Below are 20,883 nucleotides of genomic sequence, written 5' to 3' on the forward strand. Positions count from 1 at the left end.
TGGATGGCTTCCCGAGTGGCCAAAGGGGACAGACTGTAAATCTGCTGCAAATTGCTTCGGTGGTTCGAATCCACCGCCATCCATTCAATTAAATATCGCGGGGTGGAGCAGTCTGGAAGCTCGTCGGGCTCATAACCCGAAGGTCATAGGTTCAAATCCTGTCCCCGCTACTCAATTTGCCTAGATAGCTCAGTTGGTAGAGCAGAGGACTGAAAATCCTCGTGTCCTTGGTTCGATTCCGAGTCTAGGCATCTTTTTTATTAATTTATTTAGCAGTTCGCATTTATTTCAAGTTAGTTTTAATAGTTTAGTTATTGCCTGAGAAATATAGGACAAAGGTATCAAATATCGGAATAATTTTATTAGGTTTAAAGTTTTAGAATGAAAAAAAATATTTTATAGCATGCAAATTTATTATTTTTTTGTTGATATATCTATAAAACCCTTATAAAATTAAATTCGGATTTACTTAAAGGGGCGGTATTTTAAATGACTAGACAGGAAAAATTTGAAAGACATAAGAAAATCAGAGAATTACTTCATAAACATGGGAAGGAAATTCTTTCATCAAGATCTTTTATTTTATCACATGGGTTTATTCAACATGGAGACATGTCAGTATATGAACATAGCATAAATGTTGCTGATCGGGCATTACGTATAAATAGATTCTTACATGTAAAATGTAAAGAAAGAGAATTGGTACGAGGTGCACTTCTCCACGATTACTTCTTATACGATTGGCATAAGGATGGTAAGGATAAGGGTAATGTACATCCAAAATTGCATGGATTTTTTCATCCGGGAACGGCTCTAAAAAATGCTAGCAGGGATTTTGTATTGACACCTCGTGAGAAGGACATAATCAAGAAGCATATGTGGCCATTGACTATCGTTCCACCTCTTTGCAGGGAGGCATGGGTAGTAACCTTAGCTGATAAGTATTGCTCTACTATGGAGACACTCGGTCTTCATAAGGCTAAGATTAAGGTGAAATATATAGATATTCCTGAGCAAGATTAAATATAATAATCTCTATCAGGCTCTCTTTAGATGGGCTTGGTAGAGATTTTTTGTTGTTTTCTTATAATTTAAGACTGAAAAAATGGATGATACTTTATTACTTACAACAAGCTCCATTAGATGTCATTAAAACCATGCTAGGTCTAGTATAAGACCTGAAAATACGTTGACAAATATTCTGCCTAAAACAAAAAATAATATGAGGAGGGGATCAGGTCAAGATTTATGTCTAAACAAAAATCGATTTGACAAGATAACCAAGACAAGGCTTTTACTCAAAAAACAATATGATGGAGGTAACAAAGTCAAAATCTCTGCTGAAACCAAAATCAATTAGACACGGTAATTAAGACAAGATTTCTGTTCAAAAAAATCCACTTGACGAGGTAACCAGGTCAAGTGGATTTTGCAACTTATGAATTCTTACTTATGTTATAAGTAAATAATATTAAAGCTTAGGGCCAGCAGCTACAAGAGCCTTACCAGCATCGTTGCCTTCATATTTCTTGAAGTTCTTTGTGAATCTCTCTGCAAGATCCTTAGCCTTAGCTTCCCATTCAGAAGCATCTGCATAAGTATCACGAGGATCAAGGATTGCAGGATCAACACCCGGAAGAGATGTAGGTACTTCGAAATCGAAGATCGGGATCTTCTTTGTCTCAGCCTTGTTTACATCGCCATTAAGGATTGCATCGATGATTCCACGAGTATCCTTGATGGAAATTCTCTTACCTGTGCCGTTCCAACCTGTGTTAACAAGGTATGCCTTAGCACCAGACTTCTGCATCTTCTTAACAAGTTCTTCACCGTACTTTGTAGGATGAAGCTCAAGGAATGCCTGGCCGAAGCAAGCTGAGAATGTAGGTGTGGGCTCTGTGATACCACGCTCTGTACCAGCAAGCTTAGCTGTGAATCCTGAAAGGAAGTAGTACTGTGTCTGCTCAGGTGTAAGAATTGATACAGGAGGAAGTACACCGAATGCATCAGCTGAAAGGAAGATAACATTCTTAGCGTCAGGACCTGCAGAAATCTTATTAACCTTCTGAACAATATTATCAATGTGGTTGATAGGATAAGAAACACGAGTATTCTCTGTAACGCTCTTATCATCAAAATCAATCTTACCATCATCAGCTACAGTAACGTTCTCAAGAAGAGCATCTCTCTTGATTGCGTTGTAGATGTCAGGCTCAGCATCCTTGTCGAGGCCGATAACCTTTGCATAGCAACCACCTTCAAAGTTGAATACACCGTTGTCATCCCAACCGTGCTCGTCATCACCGATAAGAAGTCTCTTAGGATCTGTTGAAAGAGTTGTCTTACCTGTTCCGGAAAGACCAAAGAAGATAGCAGTGTTCTTACCTTCCATATCTGTATTAGCTGAGCAGTGCATGGAAGCCATGCCCTTAAGAGGAAGGTAATAGTTCATCATAGAGAACATACCCTTCTTCATCTCTCCGCCGTACCATGTGTTAATAATAACCTGCTCACGGCTTGTGATATTGAAAGCTACGCAAGTCTCAGAATTAAGACCAAGCTCCTTATAGTTCTCAACCTTTGCCTTTGAAGCATTATATACTACAAAATCAGGCTTGAAATCAGCGAGTTCTTCATCTGTAGGCTGGATGAACATGTTCTTAATGAAATGTGCCTGCCAAGCTACTTCAACGATGAAACGAACTGCCATGCGAGAATCTTTGTTTGCACCGCAGAATGCGTCAACAACGAAAAGTCTCTTATCGCAAAGCTCTTTCTTAGCGATTTCCTTAACTGTATTCCAAGTCTCTTCAGTCATAGGGTGGTTATCATTCTTATATTCTTCAGATGTCCACCAAACTGTATCCTTAGAGTTAGCATCCATAACGATGTATTTATCTTTAGGAGAACGTCCTGTATAGATACCAGTCATTACGTTAACGGCGCCAAGCTCAGTCTCCTGACCCTTTTCATAACCTGTAAGATCTGACTTCATTTCTTCTTCGTATAAAAGCTCATAAGAAGGGTTGTGAACAATCTCAGTTGTTCCGGTAATACCGTACTGTGTTAAATTGATTTCTGCCATTTCTTTAACTCCTTTTCTTTTTCTATTGTGATAGCTGATGTTAAGTAATAATCAGCTAAACGCCCATACACTACATTATACAATATTCTGTTAGAAAAATAACAAAAATAATAGAAATTTAACAAATACTTTAAAATATGGATAAAGTGATAGAAAACTTAAAAAAACTTAAAACAGAGCAATTTATGAAGATACATTGGAAATTGAAATGGGTTATAATATTAGGATAGCAGAGAGTTTGTGAAAATTTTTCTCTTTTAATCTAAATCTTTAGGAATCTGCTCGCTATATGAACTATTTCTTCCGGGAGTTAATAAATGCTTGAACGAATTTCGAAATATCTGAAGCATCGACCTCTTCTAAGGAGGTGGCTATTATTTGGGCTGATAATCATTCTTCTTACAGGTATTGGAATGATTTCTTCAGCTTTTTTTCTGGTACATGAATTATATACAAAAGAGAAAGATCTTCAGGAAAAACTGGTAAGAGAAAAGGCATCAGGAGTGGAAAGTGTTTGTGAGGAGGTTGTACTTGGCGCTCAAACTTTTATATCAAATAGTATGATCAAGGTGACTGCTAAAAGGCATGATGAGACAGTAGAAGACAGGATGAGAATATCTGAACTGTCAAAACTTATGGATGAGTATAGCGCAATTCACAAAACATTTGGAAAGATGTTCCTGTTTTTCCCGGGAGGCCGTCCTTCTGCGTTAACCATGGGGGAATTCATTTATCTTGATAAGGGGATTCATGTAATTTCTGGTCTGGATATTGATGCTGATATTAATAAAAAATTATTTGAAGATGATCTTTACAGCAAATTTAAAATTGTTGGAGTAAAAGATGACAAGCAACTTTATTACTCAATGTCTACACAGTATGCAGATTCATTTGATAATCAGGAAGCAGTACTATTAATTAAACTAGATAAAAATGAAATACGCGGTATCTTGAATGACGTACAAAAGGTGTATCTTGTTGCTGATGATGGAGATTATATTTCCTTTGGTGATGAGGAATATAGCGATGAGTTTATCTCAAAATGTTTTTCATCAGATGGGCAGAGCATAATAGATAAAAAACTCGTGTATTCCTATGAAATAGGAAAGTATGGACTTAAATTCGTTGCTGTTAATGATATAGAGACTGCAAGAGCTTCAATTCAACCTTTCATAATAGGTGTTATTGTATACGGATTCGGACTGCTATTACTTATCGGAATTGCACTGACTCATATGATGAGGGCTCAGTACAGGCCGATTGAATCCCTGATAGAGTTTATGGAAGATCATGATATGGGTGAGAATTCAGGGCAGAACGATGAATTTCAACGAATAGAGAGTTGGATAAGTAATGCAATTAATAGTCTTGAGGTGTCGGAAAATGAATTCAGGAAATTCAAGAGTGATAATGAAACAAGGCTTATCAAGTTACTTAATTATGGAGTTGATACAATTGAAGGTAATAATGAAGAAAACAGATATCTGGTCATAAGTTATGATATAGATAATCCTACTGATAAGCCGATGGAGCAAAAGGAAAGAGATCAGATATGGTTCATAATACACAATGTATCAGAGGAACTTATAGGAAAAGAGCATCTCTTGATTACGGGCGGTTTGGCTCATTGGTTCTATAATATAGTAATGCTTACCGGGGAAAATGATATATCATTTTCTGAACTGACCGAAAAGCTTAATACAGTATGCAGCTTTATTAGAGAGAAATTTGATATAGCTCTTGTTGCAAATGTTTCTGATATTCATCATGGAATTAATTCTATTCCCGCAGCAAACAGAGAATCCATGATTGTAAGAGAGTATAGAATTTATGTAGGTGTACTTAAAAATGTAGCATTTTATAAAGAATTGTCTCTTGATGATGATGGCAAAGCTACTCTTACAAGCTGGGATCAAATGGAACAGATCCAAAACATGTATCGAATGCATAGAGGAATTGAAGCCCAGAGTATGCTGGACGAAATTGTTAATGCAGCGGTAGAGAGCAGTAAAGATATAAATAATAATGAAGTATTGGAACATGAAAGTAACGGAAAGACTATCCAGCTTGTGGAGAAAGCAAGAGAATATGTGGATAAGCAGTTTTCAGATAAAGATATGAATGTTAACAGTGTTGCGAATGAACTTAATGTCAACAATTCATATCTTTCAAGAACATTTAAGCAGGTTTATGGTATTGGAATGCTTGAATATATAAATAATGTAAGACTCGAAAATGCTGAAGCACTGATGGAAAAGGGATGCACAGTTAAAGATGCAGCTGACAAGGTTGGATTTACTACGCCAAGACCACTAATCAGATGCTTTAGGGAAAAGCATGGGACAACTCCCGGAGATTATTATAAAAGTAAATAATTGAAATGGAGGCATCATAAGACTTCTCAGACGAAACAGATAAAATCATATATAAGCAATGTGGTTAAGTATGAGAGAGACAACATAATAAAGCTTGTAGGATGAAGTAAGCAAAAAGTGAATATGTAAAGTTAGGTAATCGATATTCGTGAGGGTTTCCTAAAGTTTGAAACAGACCAGGGATTGTTAAATCTTTGGTCTGTTTTGATGTTGAGCAGGATACTTGGCGAGGTTTTTCACGAGCTTAGTGCGAGCCAGGCAAGTCCGCTTGACGAGGTATTATCGAATCTGGTGGACCATGTAGAGCAGGGCACGATTTCTGATAAAAAATGCAGGGAAAATGCCTAATTATTGCTATCTTTTTAGCTATTATTGTCTTTTTTTGCAGATGTACCATTTTTTACTTTATGCCAAAAATCGTACATAAGAGTAAAAAAGAGGTTCTTTTGCCAAAAGTACTACAACAGTATACTTACAATAAATTTAGGGCTGAGGCCCGGGAGAGAACGGAGAAGAAGAGGAAAGGAAAAGGAGTTTATAAGTTATGGAGCAGGTAATGGGTAAAGAAAAACTTATATATTCTGAAAGAGGGCAGAGTCGTAAAAAAGAAAAAAATGCTATTCCCTCTACAGGATATGTTGAGCATGCAGGGTTCGCGGGGTTTGTTCATAATTTGAAAACGGACATAACCAGAAACAAGGTTATATACATTATGTGTATACCAATAGTAGTCTGGTACATTATTTTTCATTATATTCCAATGGCAGGAATCATGATGGCATTTCAGAAATACACTCCTGCGCTTGGGATAACAGGAAGCCCCTGGGTGGGACTTGATAATTTTACAAGATTTTTTACAGGACCTTACTTTTTTAGATTACTTAGAAATACAGCAATGATAGGTGTTTTGGATGTAGTATTTGGTTTTCCTGCACCGATCATTTTTGCACTTCTTCTTAATGAGGTAAGAACAAAATTTTTCAAAAAGACAATTCAGACAGTATCTTATATGCCTTACTTCATATCAATGGTTGTTGTATGTGGACTTATAGTTGATTTCACACAGAGTGGGGGACTTATCTCTAATGTAATTGCAAAGCTTACACATACATCAGTACAGAATCTTTTAGCTGACCCGGCAAATTATTGGGCAATTCATATCGCATCAAATATTTGGCAGGGAATGGGATATGGATCAATTATCTATATAGCTGCTCTTTCAGGAGTAGATCAGCAGCTTTATGAGGCAGCAGTACTTGATGGAGCATCCAGATGGCAGAGATGCATCCATATTACAATACCTTCAATTTTACCGACAATTATGATCATGCTCATCTTGAGAATGGGATCACTACTGCAGGTAGGAGCAGATAAAATACTTCTTCTTTATACACCTGCAACTTATGAAACTGCAGATGTTATAAGTACTTATATTTATCGTTGTGGTCTTCAGCAGTATGATTACGGATTTTCAACAGCAGTTGGTTTGTTCAATTCAATAATTGGAACTACATTCCTTTTAGTAACTAACGCTATTTCAAAGAAATATACAGAATCAAGTTTATTCTGATAAAGAACATTAGATCAGTAAGAAAATTTAAGTGGTCATTATAGAAACTATCTATATCATGACTTTGATTGGAGGATTCAAAATGGTAGTAAAAAAGACAATTGGTGATTGGATTTTTGATTCACTGAACTACTTGCTTCTTGCATTTATAGCATTCTTATGTGTGGTTCCGATTATCCATGTATGCTTTGCATCAATTTCAGAGCCGGCTCTGGTAGATAAGGCATCAAGTTTTATATTGTTGCCACTGGGTAAGCCTTCACTAAATGCTTACAAGATCATTATGAGGTATAAGAACATCTGGATTGGATATAGAAACACAATTTTTTATGTGATAATGCAGTGTCTTATCACAAGCGTACTTTCGGTAATTGCGGGATATATTACATCAAGAAAAAGATTCCGTTATAGAAATGCACTAATGATGTTTCTTGCTTTTACAATGCTTTTCAACGGTGGAATGATCCCTACATATATGGTAGTAAACAGGCTTGGACTTCTTAATACAAGAGCTGCACTTCTTATTCCTCAGGCGATGGGTGTTTTCTACATAATCATCATGAGAACAGCGATTCAGGCTATACCGGATTCTTTGGAAGAATCAGCAAGAATGGATGGTGCTGGTGAATTAACAATCATGTTCAATATTATTTTGCCTCTTTGTAAGGCGACTTTTGCGGTAATAATACTGTTTATCGCTGTAGGAAAGTGGAATGAATGGTTCTCAGCACTTTTGTATTTACCGACAGCAAGGGATAAATATCCTCTTCAGATGTTCATGAGAGAGATCCTTATTTCCGCACAGAACTCTACTAATTCTGTTACAGCAAATGCAGGTGACCTTATGGATAATGCTCAGATGTATAAGACGCTTGTTAAGTATGGTTCAATTGTAGTTTCAACACTTCCTATACTGATGATTTATCCTTTCTGCCAGAAATATTTTGTATCAGGTGTAATGGTTGGATCTGTAAAGGGATGACGCAACGAAAATCTAATATTTGATGAAAAAAGAAAACATTTTAAGTTAAAATATGAAAGAGAGGTTTATGTTTATGAAAAAGAAAGTATTAGCAATGATTCTGACAACAGCGATGCTTGTGGGAACCGTTACAGGATGCGGCAAAGGGGGAAGTGCCGCTTCAGCAGAGTCAGCAGGAACTACTGCGGATGCAGCTACAGCAGATGCCGGAGAGTGGACATGGCCACTTTCTGAAAAGAAAGAACTTAGCATATGGATTGTCTGGAGTAATGATTATGTAGAAAATCCTAATGATCTGAAAGCAATCCAGAAGCTTGAGGAACTCACAAACGTTCATGTTAACTGGCAGGTAGTGGACGCAGCATCAGCTCAGGAACAGTTTGGACTTATGCTTGCATCAGGAGAATATCCGGATATCATTCGTGATTGCGGAACATACTATCCCGGTGGAACTGAAAAGGGAGTACAGGACGGCGTTCTTTTAGATCTCACAGAACTTTCTGAAAAATACATGCCTACATATACGGCACTTCGTAAGAGCAGCGAAGCTTTGGAAAAAGATACAGTTACTGATGAAGGCAAAATTGTTGGAACACGTACAATTGCATCATATTTTGGTGATGTAAGAGGTGAAAGAGTTTGGGCAGGTATGGCTCTTCGTGGTGACTGGTTAAAGGATCTTGGACTTGAAGTACCGAGAACCATAGATCAGTGGGAAACAGTTCTTACAGCTTTCAAAGAAAACTATCCTGATTGTGAAGCTCCTCTTATGATTGGTACAAATGGTTATGATTACTTTAGTCATTTCCTTTCAGCTTACGGAGTTCTTGGCGAATTCTATAAGGATGGCGATAAAGTAAAGTATGGTCCCCTGGAAGATGGATATAAACAGTGGCTTACACTTTTCCACGATTGGTATGAGAAAGGACTTATTGATCCTAACTTCATGACAAATGCAGCAGACATGATGAGCCCTGCAGACTATATGGGAACAGGTAAAGCAGGTGCAGGTATCGAACTTTGGGGATTCACAGCAGATGTACTTAAGCAGCAGGGTTACACAACAGATGAGGATTTCAATATCGTAGCTACATCAGCACCTGTTCTTAAAGAAGGTGACACACCGGAAATCGGTTTTGCTACATCAGAAATCGTTAAGGAAGAGGTTGGTATTTCCACATCCTGTAAGGATCCCGAGCTTGCATGCAGATACCTTGATTTCTGGTATTCTAATGAAGCTATGATGCTTGATTCACTTGGTATTGAAGGCGAGTCTTACACAAAGGATGGTGATACATATCACCTTACAGATGCTATGCAGGCTATGGTTGATGAAGGAAAAGTTAATACTCTTTCAGAAGCTGTTTACACATACTCACTTGGAACATCTGATTTTGGTCTTTACAACTGGGGAATGTTTGATCCTATTTATGAAGGACAGGATGCGCTTAAAGCTTATGATGAGTTCGATAAGGACAAATTTGATTTAATGCTTCCAAGCTGCATGACAATGACAGATGCTGAGAATTCAGAATATGTAACACTTTATACAGATATTCAGACACTTGTTCAGGAAAATACTGTTAAGTTCATAACAGGTGAGCAGTCACTTGATCAGTATGACAGCTTTGTAGAGCAGTTAAAGACCTATAACATTGATCGCTGCATTGAACTTAAGCAGGCAGCTCTTGACAGATATAACGCACGCTAATAATCGGGGAACTTTAATAGTTGATATAATTCTTGAATCTCAGATTTAAGAATCATAGAAAAAAGTGAAGCGGTCAGTATTATACTTGACCGTTTCACCTTGTATATGGGATGGTAAATAATTATAAAGGGTAAAAATCCAAACACTTGAAGACAAATGACTAAAAGAATGGAGAAGGGATTATGAAATACTTTAAGCAGGATGAATCGACAATTGTAAGTACAAAAAAGGGAAAACTTCAGGGATATTTTTATGATGGCACCTATATTTTTAAGGGAGTACATTACGCAGAGGCTGAGCGTTTCTGCCAGCCAACAGAGGTTGAAGCCTGGGAAGGGGTAAAGGATGCAACAAGTTTTGGCATGGTCTGCCCTCTTATGCACCAGGATGTACCGAGAGGAGAATTGATGGTTCCTCATGCTTACTGGCCTCAGGATGAGCATTGCCAGAATCTGAATATCTGGTCAAAAAAGCTCTGTAGAAATGCAAAAATGCCTGTAATGGTATGGCTACATGGCGGCGGATTTTTTGCGGGATCATCAATAGAGCAGCTTTGCTATGACGGTGCAGCGATGGCTAAGGAAGGTGATGTGGTTGTAGTAACAATTAACCATAGACTGAACCTTCTTGGATATCTTGATCTTTCACCATTTGGAGAAAAGTATAAGAATTCCGGAAACTGCGGAAATGCGGATATGGTTGCAGCGCTTAAGTGGGTTAAGGAGAATATCGCTGAATTTGGTGGTGACCCTGAAAATGTAACTATCTTCGGACAGTCAGGCGGTGGAATGAAGGTTTCTTCACTTATGCAGACACCTGAAGCAGATGGACTTTTCCACAAGGGTATCATCATGAGTGGTGTTCTTGGAAAAGATTTCATGGATACGGGAAAAGGAGATGGAAAACCGATAGTTACGGCTATGCTTAAAGAACTCGGACTTAAGGAGGAAGAGGTTGATGAACTTCAAAAGCTTCCGTACGAAAGACTTGTTGAGGCATATGAAAAGGTAGCTCCCGAGATTAAAAAGCAGGGACTATATACAGGAATGTCTCCCATGATAAATGACTGGTACAAGGGAGAACCTCAATTTGTAGGCTTTACAGAGAATGCTTCCAGGATTCCCCTTATGATAGGAAGTGTTTTTGGAGAGTTTGCTTTCATGCCGCTTAATTTTGACAAGACAACCATGTCAGAAGAAGAGATGAGTGAGAGAATAAAGAAAGTATATGGCGATAAGGCTGATGAACTTATTGAGAAATTCAGAAAAGCATATCCTGATAAGAAGATCATAGATCTTTTATCTTATGATTCAATATTCAGAGCACCTACAAAAGTGCTGATAGAAGAGGCAAGCAAGAGAACTGAGGCAAATACATATTCATATCTCTTTGCCCTTGAATTCCCTATTCAGCACAACAAACCGGCATGGCACTGCTCAGACATAGCATTTTTCTTCCATAATATTGATCTTGTGCCTGTAGCAAATGTACCGGGAGTATCAGACAAACTTCAGGAACAGATCTTTAAAGCAGTAATTAATTTTGCAAAAACAGGTGATCCTAATCATGAAGAGCTTCCTGTGTGGGATGCTTCAAAGCCCGGTGATGAGGCTACCATGATTTTTGACAGAACCTGTGAGGTCAGACACAATTTTGACAATGAACTTATTGATCTTCATAAATCTATTGTACCGAAGTTTGAATTTGGTGGAGATGTTGAGATCCAGCATTAAATTACATAATTATTTACAGAAAGGGGCTTGGTTTCAGGCCTCTTTTTGAGTAGAGCACTTAGAGAGGTATTGTCGAGCTTAGTGGAGCTTGTTTGAGTAGCGCACTTAGTGCGAACCATGCGAGTCTGCTTAAGGTGTTGCCAAGCTTGTTGTAGCATAAGGAGCGCAGGCGAATTATAATAAAAGCCTAAATGTATTTAAAAGAAAGGCAGTTAAATGGTCAATAAAAATCCTAAGTCTATTAAGAGCAGGCTGGATAGCTTAAATGGAAATGAGCTATATCCGTTTCATATGCCGGGACATAAGAGAAATCCTGATGCAACAGATATGGCAGGCTATATGGATATTGATATAACGGAGATTGATGATTTTGACAATCTTCATGATGCGTATGGAATTATACTTGAGGCTGAAAAGCGTGCAGCAAAGCTATATGGTGCTGATGAGACACATTTTCTTGTTAATGGGAGTACATCAGGCATTCTGGCAGCGGTGTCTGCGGCTGTTCCTGACGGAGGAAAGATTCTTGCATCCAGAAATTCCCACAAGGCACTTTATCATGCGGCATATTTAAGAAGATTAGAGCTTGAGTACTTAAAGCCGGGAAGGATACCTCTGGATAACGACAGAGCTCTATGGGGAAAAACTGATCCAGTCGAGGTATATGAAAAATTAAGAGATGACTCTGATATAAGTGCTGTATTTATAACATCTCCTACTTATGATGGAATATCGTCGGACATAAAGAAAATTGCACAGATATGCCATGAAAAGAACAAAATTCTGATAGTTGATGCGGCTCATGGTGCGCATTTCGGATTATATGAGGGCTTCCCCGAAAGTGCAATTGCACAGGGAGCGGATCTGGTAATCAATAGTGTTCATAAGACCCTTGCATCTATGACACAGACGGCTCTTATACATGTACAGGGCAATCTGGTTAACAGAGAAAGGTTAAGGAGATTCCTTAGGATTTATCAGTCAAGCAGCCCCTCATACGTATTAATGGCATCCATTGATTCAGCAATAGAAGACATCAGAGAGAGAGGCAATGTAGTTTTTAAGAAGCTTGTGTCATATAAAGAAAGAATTCTTGCTAAAACAGCTGATTGTAAAAAGCTTTATGTTCCGGGGATAGATATTATTAATGATCCCTGTAAGATTCTTATCAGCGCTCGGGATGAAGCTATCACAGGGCAGCAGATATATGATATACTTCGATTAAAGTATAAGCTTCAACCTGAGATGGCAGGGGATCATTATGCTCTTTTGATAATTACAGGATATGACACCGAGGACGGTATTAATCGGCTTATTGATGCGATACTTGATCTGGACAAATGCCTATCCGATATAAGAAATGGAGACAAATTAAATATTGGCGAAGAACTCAAAGAGTCAGAAATATCCTGTGATACAGTATCTGAAAATGAGGGTATATGCCATGAAAGTGCTCCAAAAGATTCAGAATTCTTCCAAGACATGCAGCATAAAAAGACGAACTCTGACATAGAGATACCTGAACTGTCTGAATTTCCGGTAGCTGAACTAACATTGCATAATGCCTGGGATGAGGTACAGAAAGATATTCTATTATCAGAGGCACAAGGGCATATTTCAGGTGATTTTATTAATTTGTATCCGCCCGGAATTCCCCTTATAGCACCGGGAGAAGTTTTTTCTGAAAGACTTATTTTAAATATAGAAAAGTACATTAATGAAAAAATGAATATCCAGGGAATAAACATTAATGATAATGGAGACATATTCGTTAAGGTAATATGCCGTAGAGATAAATAATATAAATCGAAAGTTGTAAGAGTTGTTTATGGGAAAAATATTTGTGATCATGGGCAGAAGTTCATGTGGTAAGGATACGATATATAAAAATATACTTGAAAGAAAAATAGTTGATTTAAAAAATGTAATCATTTACACCACGAGACCAATGCGCGAAAAAGAACAGGATGGTGTTCAATATTATTTTTGCAATATAGATCGATATGAGGCATTTAAAAAGGACAAAAAGATTATTGAAGAAAGAACATATAACACCATGTATGGACCATGGCACTATTTTACTGTCGATGACGGCCAGATAGATCTTGAGGATGGGAATTATCTTATAATAGGAACTGTAGATATGTACGTTTCCATGAGAAAGTATTTTGGAAAAGAGAAGGTTGTTCCGCTAATGATCAGTGCGACGGACGGAGTATTAATGCAAAGAGCTATGAGCAGAGAGCTTAAGCAGGAGGAACCAAAATACGATGAAATGTGCAGGCGTTTTTTGGCGGATAAGGCAGATTATTCTGATGAGAGGCTTAAACAGGCAGAAATAGACAGGACATTTGATAATAATTCTGATCTCATTGATTGTATCGAAGAGATCGAAAAATACATTATAGAAAATAGTTGATTTGGCATAACCATCCTAATTTAAGAGGTGCTTATGGATATCAGGATTGATAATGTTCAGCAAACTTCACAGGTGCAGCAGACAGGTGCCCCTCAGGAGGCAAACGGAGATTTTAAGTTTACTCTTACCAGTAAAATAGAGGATTCTACTCTTGCCGAGCGCCTCAACATTATGATGCAGGATATTGTTCAGCAGGGAAAACAGATATCCAAAAAGAATGATATCAGGGATATGCAAAGATACAGGCTTTTAATTAAGGATTTTCTCAATGAGATAGTTACCAGATCCCATGCCTTTTCAAGAGAAAATTTTCTGGACAGACGCGGAAGACACAGAGTTTACGGAATAATAAGGCTTATAGATGAAAATCTTGATGATCTGGCGCAGGAGCTTGTAAAGGACGAGAAGGATAATATAAATATCCTGGCAAAGATAGGACAAATAGAAGGACTTTTGCTTGATATTTTTACATGATAAATGGAAACAGCATAAGTTATAGTACAACATACAGGGGAGGAATTTGCGCTGATGGCGCGTTTTTCAGATATAGTAGATCAGAACCAGATTAAAGAGCATATGCAAAATGCTCTGAGAACAGATAAGATATCCCATGCTTATATAATTTCCGGAGATTCCGGCAGCGGTAAAAAAATGATTGCAGGGGTCTTTGCCCGGACAATTTTGTGTGAGGATAAGCGGGAAATAGACGGTTATATAGAAAGCTGCGGTGAGTGTCATTCCTGCAAGCAGGCAGAAAGTGGATCACATCCGGATATAAGGATGGTCATACATGAAAAACCGACTTCTATTGGTGTAGATGAGATCAGGCAGCAGGTCTGTGATGATGTTTTTATAAAACCCTATTCAGACCATAAAATATATATAATTCCGGACGGAGAACTGATGACACAGCAGGCACAGAATGCTCTATTGAAAACACTGGAAGAACCGCCTGCATATGCTACGATTATTATACTTACTTCAAATATAGATGCATTTCTTCCGACCATTCTGAGCAGATGTATAGTATTCCCCATAAAACCTGTGAGAGATGATTTAATAACCAGGTTCCTTATGGAAAAGAAAAAGGTGGTTGACTATAAGGCACAACTTGCAGTTTCTTTTGCACAAGGGAATGTGGGAAAAGCTATTCTTTTAACTGAAAATGAAGAATTTGAACGTCTGAAAAACGGAGCAATCGATCTTATTTCAAGACTTGAAAGAATACAGATAAGTGAAATGACGGAACGTCTGCAGATGCTTTTGTCACCTCAGGAAGGATCTGACAAAAAAACAGATGTAATACTCATTAATAATTTTCTTGATGTACTGACTTTTTACGTGAGGGATATCCTTGTATATATGGCGGAGGGAAGCGCTGATCACTTGATTTTCGCGGATAAACTGTCGTATATTAGTAGTGTTACGGAAAAATGTTCTTATAAAGAAATTGATAATATGTTAAAGGCAATTGAAAGGGCAAGAGGCAGGATAAGAGCAAATGTTAATAACCTTATGTCCCTGGAGATGCTGATGCTTGATATAAAGGAGAATTTATAATTTATGACCAGAGTTATCGGCGTAAGATTCAGAACAGCCGGCAAGATCTATTATTTTGATCCGGGTAACTTTGATATAAAAAAGGGTGACCACGTTATTGTTGAGACCGCCAGAGGCGTAGAGTACGGAACGGTTCTCTCAGATCCCAGAGATGTGGATGACAGCGAGGTTACAAAGCCGCTCAAAGCTGTTTTAAGAATGGCTAATGAGAAGGATGATGAGCAGGAAAAAAGCAATAAAGTAAGAGAGAAGGAAGCCTTCAGAATCTGTAAGGAAAAGATCATAAAGCATGGTCTTGAGATGAAGCTTATAGATGCTGAATATACTTTTGATAATAATAAGGTACTTTTTTATTTTACCGCTGATGGAAGAATTGATTTCAGAGAGCTGGTCAAAGACCTTGCTTCAGAATTCAAGACAAGGATAGAGCTTAGACAGATTGGTGTTCGTGATGAGACGAAAATAATAGGTGGCTACGGAATTTGCGGTAGACCACTTTGTTGTCATTCATATCTTTCAGATTTTATACCTGTTTCCATTAAGATGGCTAAGGAGCAGAATCTATCACTTAATCCTACAAAAATATCCGGAGTTTGCGGACGACTTATGTGCTGCCTTAAAAATGAAGAGGATGTTTATGAGGAGCTTAATCGCAAAATGCCCGGAATTGGCGATATCGTTCGTACAAACGAAGACCTTGAGGGTGAGGTTGCAAGTGTAAATATTCTGAGGCAGACAGTAAGAATCCTTGTTGATGTTGATGATGAGAAGGAAGTTCACGAAGCCAATGTGGATGATCTTACAGTGGTAAGAAAGAAACAGAAGCATAAGCAGAATGCCTCTAGAGAGAAGGATGCTGATGAAGAGGCAGCAAAGGCACTTGAGCAGCAGGATAAAGACCTAAGCATCTCTGAGAAGCCTGCAAGAAACAGAAACCAGAATAATCAGGCTGGTTCAAATAATCAGAGCAGACAGAACAACCAAAACAGGCAGAACAATCAGAATGCTCAGAATAATCAGGGGTCTGAAGGTAAAAAGGAAGAGAATGTAAATCAGGCAGCAGCTAACAACAGTAATGCTTCTTCAAATCAGACTAATAAAGAGCAGACCGGTCAAAACAACAAAGAACAGAATGGCCAGAATAATAGGGAACGCGGTCAAAACGGTAAAGACCAAAACGGTCAGAATAGTAAGGAACAGGGTAGCCAGAATAGCAAAGAGCAGAATGGTCATGGCAACAGGGATCAAGGCAGCCAGAACAATAAAGAACAGGGTGGTCATAATAACAGAGAGCAGGGTGGCCAGAATAGCAAAGAGCAAGGCAATCTGAGCAATAATGGTGACCAGAATAACAATCAGGGAAAAGGCCAGAAAAACTTCGATAAAAAGAATAATAAGAAGAGAAACTTCAATAAGAACAGGAACAGAAATAAAGATAGCAGAAATCGGGATGACAGAAACCAGGACAATAAGGGCCAGGACAACAGGAACCAGGATAAAAGAAATCAGGACAACAGAAGACAGAACCGTGAAGAGGGAGTAAATGGACAAGGCGGAAAACAGGAATGAACTCTTAAAGCCGGGAGAGAGGCTCGATGACCTGCAAAGAAACGGACTCATGATCATTCAGGATCCTGAGAGATTCTGTTTTGGAATGGATGCTGTTTTGCTTTCAGGATTTGCAAGTGCTTCTGATGGAGACAATGTTCTTGATCTTGGAACAGGGACGGGTATAATTCCCATTCTGATGTCTGCAAAAACAAAGGCTAAAAGTCTGGTTGGGCTTGAAATTCAAAAGGATAGTGCGGATATGGCTATGCGCAGCGTAAGGATCAATAACCTTGAAGAACGTGTGCGCATAGTACATGGCGATATAAAAGAGGCGGATAAGTTATTTGAACCTGCCTCTTTTGACGTTATAACGACAAATCCTCCGTATATGATAAAAGGGCATGGATTTACAAACCCCGATAATCCTAAGGCAATAGCCAGGCATGAAGTTCTTTGTGATCTTTCAGATGTCATGGTATGTGCGAAAAAACTACTCCATCCCGGCGGTAGATTTTATATGGTGCACAGACCTTTCAGACTTGCAGAGATTTTTAAATGTATGTGTGAAAACCGGATTGAGCCTAAAAGAATCAGGATGATCCATCCATATATTGATAAGGAACCGAACATGGTACTTATTGAGGGGCTAAGGGACGGCAAACCAAGATTATCGGTGGAGCCACCACTTATAATATATGATGCTCCGGGGGAGTACTGCAGGGAGATTAAGGAAAATTACGGGTTTTAGAATCTTGCCTGACATGACAATGAGGTTAACGAATATGATAGAAAATAAAGATCAGGGTATGCTTTACCTTTGTGCTACTCCTATTGGAAATTTGAATGACATAACAGCCAGGGTTTTGGAGACGCTTAGCAATGTAGATATAATTGCTGCCGAGGACACCAGAAACAGTATAAAGCTTTTAAATCATTTTGATATCCATACTGAGATGACCAGCTATCATGAGTACAACAAGGTTGAAAAGGCAGAGTATCTGATTGATCTTATGCGTAGCGGCAAAGATATTGCACTGATTACGGATGCCGGAACACCTGCGATATCGGATCCCGGAGAGGTATTGGTGCGTATGTGCCACGAAGCAGGAATAAATGTGACTTCGCTTCCAGGTCCTGCAGCATGCATAACAGCGCTCACTCTTTCAGGACTTAACACCAGAAGGTTTGTTTTTGAAGGCTTTTTACCGGGACAGGATGATAAAAAAGAGAGAAGACGTATTCTGGACCTTTTAAAAGGTGAGCACCGAACAATAATAATGTATGAAGCGCCGCACCATCTGAAGGGAACCCTCAGGGATCTTGGAGAAGCACTGGGGGATAGAAAGCTTACTGTCTGCAGAGAGCTTACAAAGAAATTTGAAGAAGTTATGCCAACTACGATTGACGGGGCAATTTCCTATTACGAGGAGAACGAACCCAGAGGAGAGTACGTACTCGTTATTGAAGGCGTCAGTCTCCAGGAGATAGACAGAAGGCAGCAGGAAGAATGGTCGAAGATGAGCATCGAGGATCATATGGATTATTATGAGAAAAACGGTATGAGCCATAAAGATGCCATGAAGCAGGTTGCTGCTGACAGAGGCGTAGGAAAGCGCGAGATCTATCAGGCACTTTTACAGAATAAGTGATTTAAGGACATAGGATGATTCAATTAAATAGTACGTTTATAATAGTATCAACGATTATAGCTGTTATAGCTCTGATCGCACTGCTTACAGTTATAGTGATACTGATAAGAAGAGGAAAACCGCCTCTTATGGATGAACTTGAAGGACATGATTTTGAGTATTACTGTGCGGATCTGCTAAAAGAGAGTGGTTTTACGAATGTGAAGGTTACCAGAGGAAGCGGAGATTTTGGTGCGGATATTCTTGCAAATAAGGATGGCATAAGTTATGCGATTCAGTGCAAATGTTATGATAAACCAATAGGGGTAAAGGCTGTACAGGAGATTTATGCGGGGCGTGATTACTATGACTGCATGGTAGGTGCTGTCATGACAAATCAGTACTTCACTGATCCTGCTGCAGAGCTTGCGAGAAAACTTAAGATCATGCTCTGGGACAGAGATTATGTAGATAACATGGAAAATAAGACAAAATAGTAAAGGCTGACGCATATTTGCGCAGCTTTATTTGAAGCAATGGAGGAAACTTGGGAAGGTATTATCAGGCCTGACAGAGCCCTCGATGGGTTTAATAAAAACTTTATCCTTTTTATATCGGATTTTTATTAATATCGGTTATGATTCTGTGTAGTTGAAGTATAGTTCTATCATTTAAACAATTCTATTATGTAGGAGGTAACGTAAATGAGGAAAATTCTATCTGTACTTATGGCAACAACACTATTTTGCGCACTGACAATTACAGCTGGTGCTGCACCGCAGTGTCCTGACAGAATTGTACCCGGTGAGCTGGAGAACAATGCAGTTCTCGGCGCTGAATGGGTAGAGTCAGATACTTTCATTCCTGTTTCCACAGGCGTTGGCGATGTTAAGCGTAGTCGTGATGATGTAACCGGAATGACAGCAGTTATTACACATGTAAATCCTGTTTACACAGGAACTGCTCAGAAGATTGCAAGTAAGCTTGGAGCAAATATTGTTGGTGGTTTCCATATTGTACTGCCTACAGGACTTACTGAAGCAGGCGTTACATTTGATGTAAAGGAAGGCTTCACATTGCCTGAGAATCCTGTATTCATTTCTTTACATGGAAAAGTATTCTGCACACCTAAGATGATTAGAAGAATAAATGACAGAAAGTTTGTTATGATATTCAATGCTTCTGATACAGATTTCTATATGCTTGATGGTGGTTCACTTGCTCTTGACCAGCATACTTCATATAGAGACTTCTTCCAGAATCAGTAATAGTCATAAGACTTTTCTGGTGGAACTTGCTTAATTACAAGTGAGATTATAAAAAAGGGAACCGCAAATATGTCGGTTCCCTTTAAATAATTAATTATCTTATGCCATAGAGTAGTCTTGCCAGTTCTGAATCTTTGTCGAGAATGATGGTCTTTTCTCCTCCTTTTAAGGAGTTCTCAAGTGCATCAAGAGATCTCATAAAGTTGTAAAATTCTGCTTTTTCCGGAGTGTTATAGGCTGCAGAGAGAGTTTTCATATATTCAGCTTCTCCTTCACCCTGAAGGGCAGCAGCCTGCTTTTCTGCGTCAGCTTTCAAAATTGCTACGGTCTTATCGGTCTCGTTCTTTATTTTCTGAGCTTCAGCCTTTCCTTCTGCCTGATAAGATGCGGCGATATTGTTTCTTTCAGAAGTCATTCTTTCATATACAGCTGTTCTGTTATCATCAGGAAGATCAAGTGCTTTGATTTCGGCTGTGACAATCTGAACACCATAACTTTCCATATCTGCATTTGCGTCTTCTGTGATTATTTTTGTGAGTGCCTCACCTCTTGCTTCTATTACTTCATCCTGTGACATGGAAGAAATTGCCGTTTTTGTAGCGTTATAAACCGCAGCTTCGATTCGTTCCTGAGCTCTGGTATCCAGTGCGTTCAAGGTCTGAATGTACTTGATTGGATCTGTTACCTTCCACAGTACATAGGTGTCAGTTATCATTGATTTTTTGTCCTTAGTGATTACGTCTGAAGCAGGTATATCATAAATATTTGTTTCTGCTCCGATGATCTGAGTATTCTGAACAAAAGGAGTAATAAACTTAAGTCCGGGTTCTGATTCAACTCTGACGATTTTACCAAACTGCCTTACTGCAACAAATTCCTTTTGGTGCACGGTATAGAATGCATTATTTGCAATTATGATAGCTGCGGCTAATATGACCAGGCCGAAGCTGCCAAATATCTTTTTCTTCATGTATGTTCCTCCAATTAATGTAAGTTCATAT

18 protein-coding genes and 3 tRNA genes are annotated in these 20,883 nt (G+C 38.6%); 19 read left to right on the plus strand and 2 right to left on the minus strand.

Annotation, left to right across the window (positions count from 1 at the left end; genetic code table 11):
* Position 1 precedes the first annotated feature (1 nt).
* The 4 genes from T501_RS17035 to T501_RS17050 all read left to right on the plus strand — a co-directional run bounded on the left by T501_RS17035 (position 2) and on the right by T501_RS17050 (position 1,023).
* Positions 2–83 (plus strand) — tRNA-Tyr (locus T501_RS17035).
* A gap of 13 nt (positions 84–96) precedes the next feature.
* Positions 97–170 (plus strand) — tRNA-Met (locus T501_RS17040).
* An 8-nt stretch (positions 171–178) separates the two neighbouring features.
* A tRNA-Phe gene (locus tag T501_RS17045) sits at positions 179–251 on the plus strand.
* A gap of 238 nt (positions 252–489) precedes the next feature.
* Entirely contained in the window at positions 490–1,023 is a 534-nt protein-coding gene (locus T501_RS17050) for an HD domain-containing protein (protein WP_044916431.1), read from the plus strand.
* A gap of 448 nt (positions 1,024–1,471) precedes the next feature.
* Here T501_RS17050 and pckA read toward each other — a convergent pair whose 3' ends face one another.
* Positions 1,472–3,085, minus strand: a complete 1,614-nt coding sequence (gene pckA, locus T501_RS17055) for a phosphoenolpyruvate carboxykinase (ATP) (protein WP_044916434.1) — start codon at positions 3,083–3,085, stop codon at positions 1,472–1,474.
* Positions 3,086–3,402: 317 nt separating this feature from the next.
* Here pckA and T501_RS17060 point away from each other — a divergent pair, with 317 nt between their 5' ends.
* The 15 genes from T501_RS17060 (at position 3,403) to T501_RS17130 (ending at position 19,882) form a co-directional block, all read left to right on the plus strand.
* A complete protein-coding gene (locus T501_RS17060; protein WP_026510072.1) occupies positions 3,403–5,460 on the plus strand; it encodes a helix-turn-helix domain-containing protein in 2,058 nt (685 codons plus the stop codon).
* Positions 5,461–5,667: 207 nt separating this feature from the next.
* Positions 5,668–5,808, plus strand: a complete 141-nt coding sequence (locus T501_RS23000; protein ID WP_155994911.1) for a hypothetical protein — start codon at positions 5,668–5,670, stop codon at positions 5,806–5,808.
* A 196-nt stretch (positions 5,809–6,004) separates the two neighbouring features.
* Positions 6,005–7,030, plus strand: a complete 1,026-nt coding sequence (locus T501_RS17070) for an ABC transporter permease (RefSeq protein WP_242845557.1) — start codon at positions 6,005–6,007, stop codon at positions 7,028–7,030.
* Between the two features lie 82 nt (positions 7,031–7,112).
* Positions 7,113–8,012, plus strand: coding sequence for a carbohydrate ABC transporter permease (locus tag T501_RS17075; protein ID WP_026510074.1), 900 nt, complete (start codon positions 7,113–7,115; stop codon positions 8,010–8,012).
* A 73-nt stretch (positions 8,013–8,085) separates the two neighbouring features.
* On the plus strand, positions 8,086–9,723 hold the full coding sequence (locus T501_RS17080) for an extracellular solute-binding protein (protein WP_044916443.1): 1,638 nt from the start codon (positions 8,086–8,088) through the stop codon (positions 9,721–9,723).
* Positions 9,724–9,905: 182 nt separating this feature from the next.
* Entirely contained in the window at positions 9,906–11,456 is a 1,551-nt protein-coding gene (locus tag T501_RS17085; protein ID WP_197027989.1) for a carboxylesterase/lipase family protein, read from the plus strand.
* A gap of 216 nt (positions 11,457–11,672) precedes the next feature.
* Positions 11,673–13,256, plus strand: coding sequence for an aminotransferase class I/II-fold pyridoxal phosphate-dependent enzyme (locus tag T501_RS17090; protein WP_044916449.1), 1,584 nt, complete (start codon positions 11,673–11,675; stop codon positions 13,254–13,256).
* Positions 13,257–13,284: 28 nt separating this feature from the next.
* The gene (locus tag T501_RS17095) at positions 13,285–13,875 is read left to right on the plus strand and encodes a nucleoside/nucleotide kinase family protein (protein ID WP_026510077.1); all 591 of its coding nucleotides are present in this window, start codon (positions 13,285–13,287) and stop codon (positions 13,873–13,875) included.
* Positions 13,876–13,908: 33 nt separating this feature from the next.
* Entirely contained in the window at positions 13,909–14,349 is a 441-nt protein-coding gene (locus tag T501_RS17100; RefSeq protein ID WP_044916451.1) for a YaaR family protein, read from the plus strand.
* 54 nt (positions 14,350–14,403) lie between these two features.
* Positions 14,404–15,435 carry a DNA polymerase III subunit gene (locus tag T501_RS17105; RefSeq protein ID WP_044916453.1) on the plus strand — a complete coding sequence of 344 codons (1,032 nt, stop codon included), beginning with the start codon at positions 14,404–14,406 and terminating at the stop codon, positions 15,433–15,435.
* A 3-nt stretch (positions 15,436–15,438) separates the two neighbouring features.
* On the plus strand, positions 15,439–17,004 hold the full coding sequence (gene ricT / locus T501_RS22465; protein WP_081843227.1) for a regulatory iron-sulfur-containing complex subunit RicT: 1,566 nt from the start codon (positions 15,439–15,441) through the stop codon (positions 17,002–17,004).
* Entirely contained in the window at positions 16,979–17,734 is a 756-nt protein-coding gene (locus T501_RS17115) for a tRNA1(Val) (adenine(37)-N6)-methyltransferase (protein WP_044916455.1), read from the plus strand. Before ricT ends, T501_RS17115 begins: the two co-directional genes overlap by 26 nt.
* 34 nt (positions 17,735–17,768) lie before the next feature.
* Positions 17,769–18,635 (plus strand): 16S rRNA (cytidine(1402)-2'-O)-methyltransferase, encoded by an 867-nt coding sequence (rsmI, locus tag T501_RS17120; RefSeq protein ID WP_081675216.1) that lies wholly within the window; start codon positions 17,769–17,771, stop codon positions 18,633–18,635.
* Between the two features lie 14 nt (positions 18,636–18,649).
* On the plus strand, positions 18,650–19,111 hold the full coding sequence (locus tag T501_RS17125; RefSeq protein ID WP_044916459.1) for a restriction endonuclease: 462 nt from the start codon (positions 18,650–18,652) through the stop codon (positions 19,109–19,111).
* A 207-nt stretch (positions 19,112–19,318) separates the two neighbouring features.
* Positions 19,319–19,882 carry a hypothetical protein gene (locus T501_RS17130; RefSeq protein ID WP_026510083.1) on the plus strand — a complete coding sequence of 188 codons (564 nt, stop codon included), beginning with the start codon at positions 19,319–19,321 and terminating at the stop codon, positions 19,880–19,882.
* Between the two features lie 94 nt (positions 19,883–19,976).
* Here T501_RS17130 and hflC read toward each other — a convergent pair whose 3' ends face one another.
* Positions 19,977–20,852 carry a protease modulator HflC gene (gene hflC, locus T501_RS17135; RefSeq protein WP_026510084.1) on the minus strand — a complete coding sequence of 292 codons (876 nt, stop codon included), beginning with the start codon at positions 20,850–20,852 and terminating at the stop codon, positions 19,977–19,979.
* Between the last annotated feature and the right edge of the window lie 31 nt (positions 20,853–20,883).

It is taken from the genome of Butyrivibrio sp. WCE2006 (assembly GCF_000701985.1).
Lineage (GTDB): Bacteria > Bacillota > Clostridia > Lachnospirales > Lachnospiraceae > Butyrivibrio.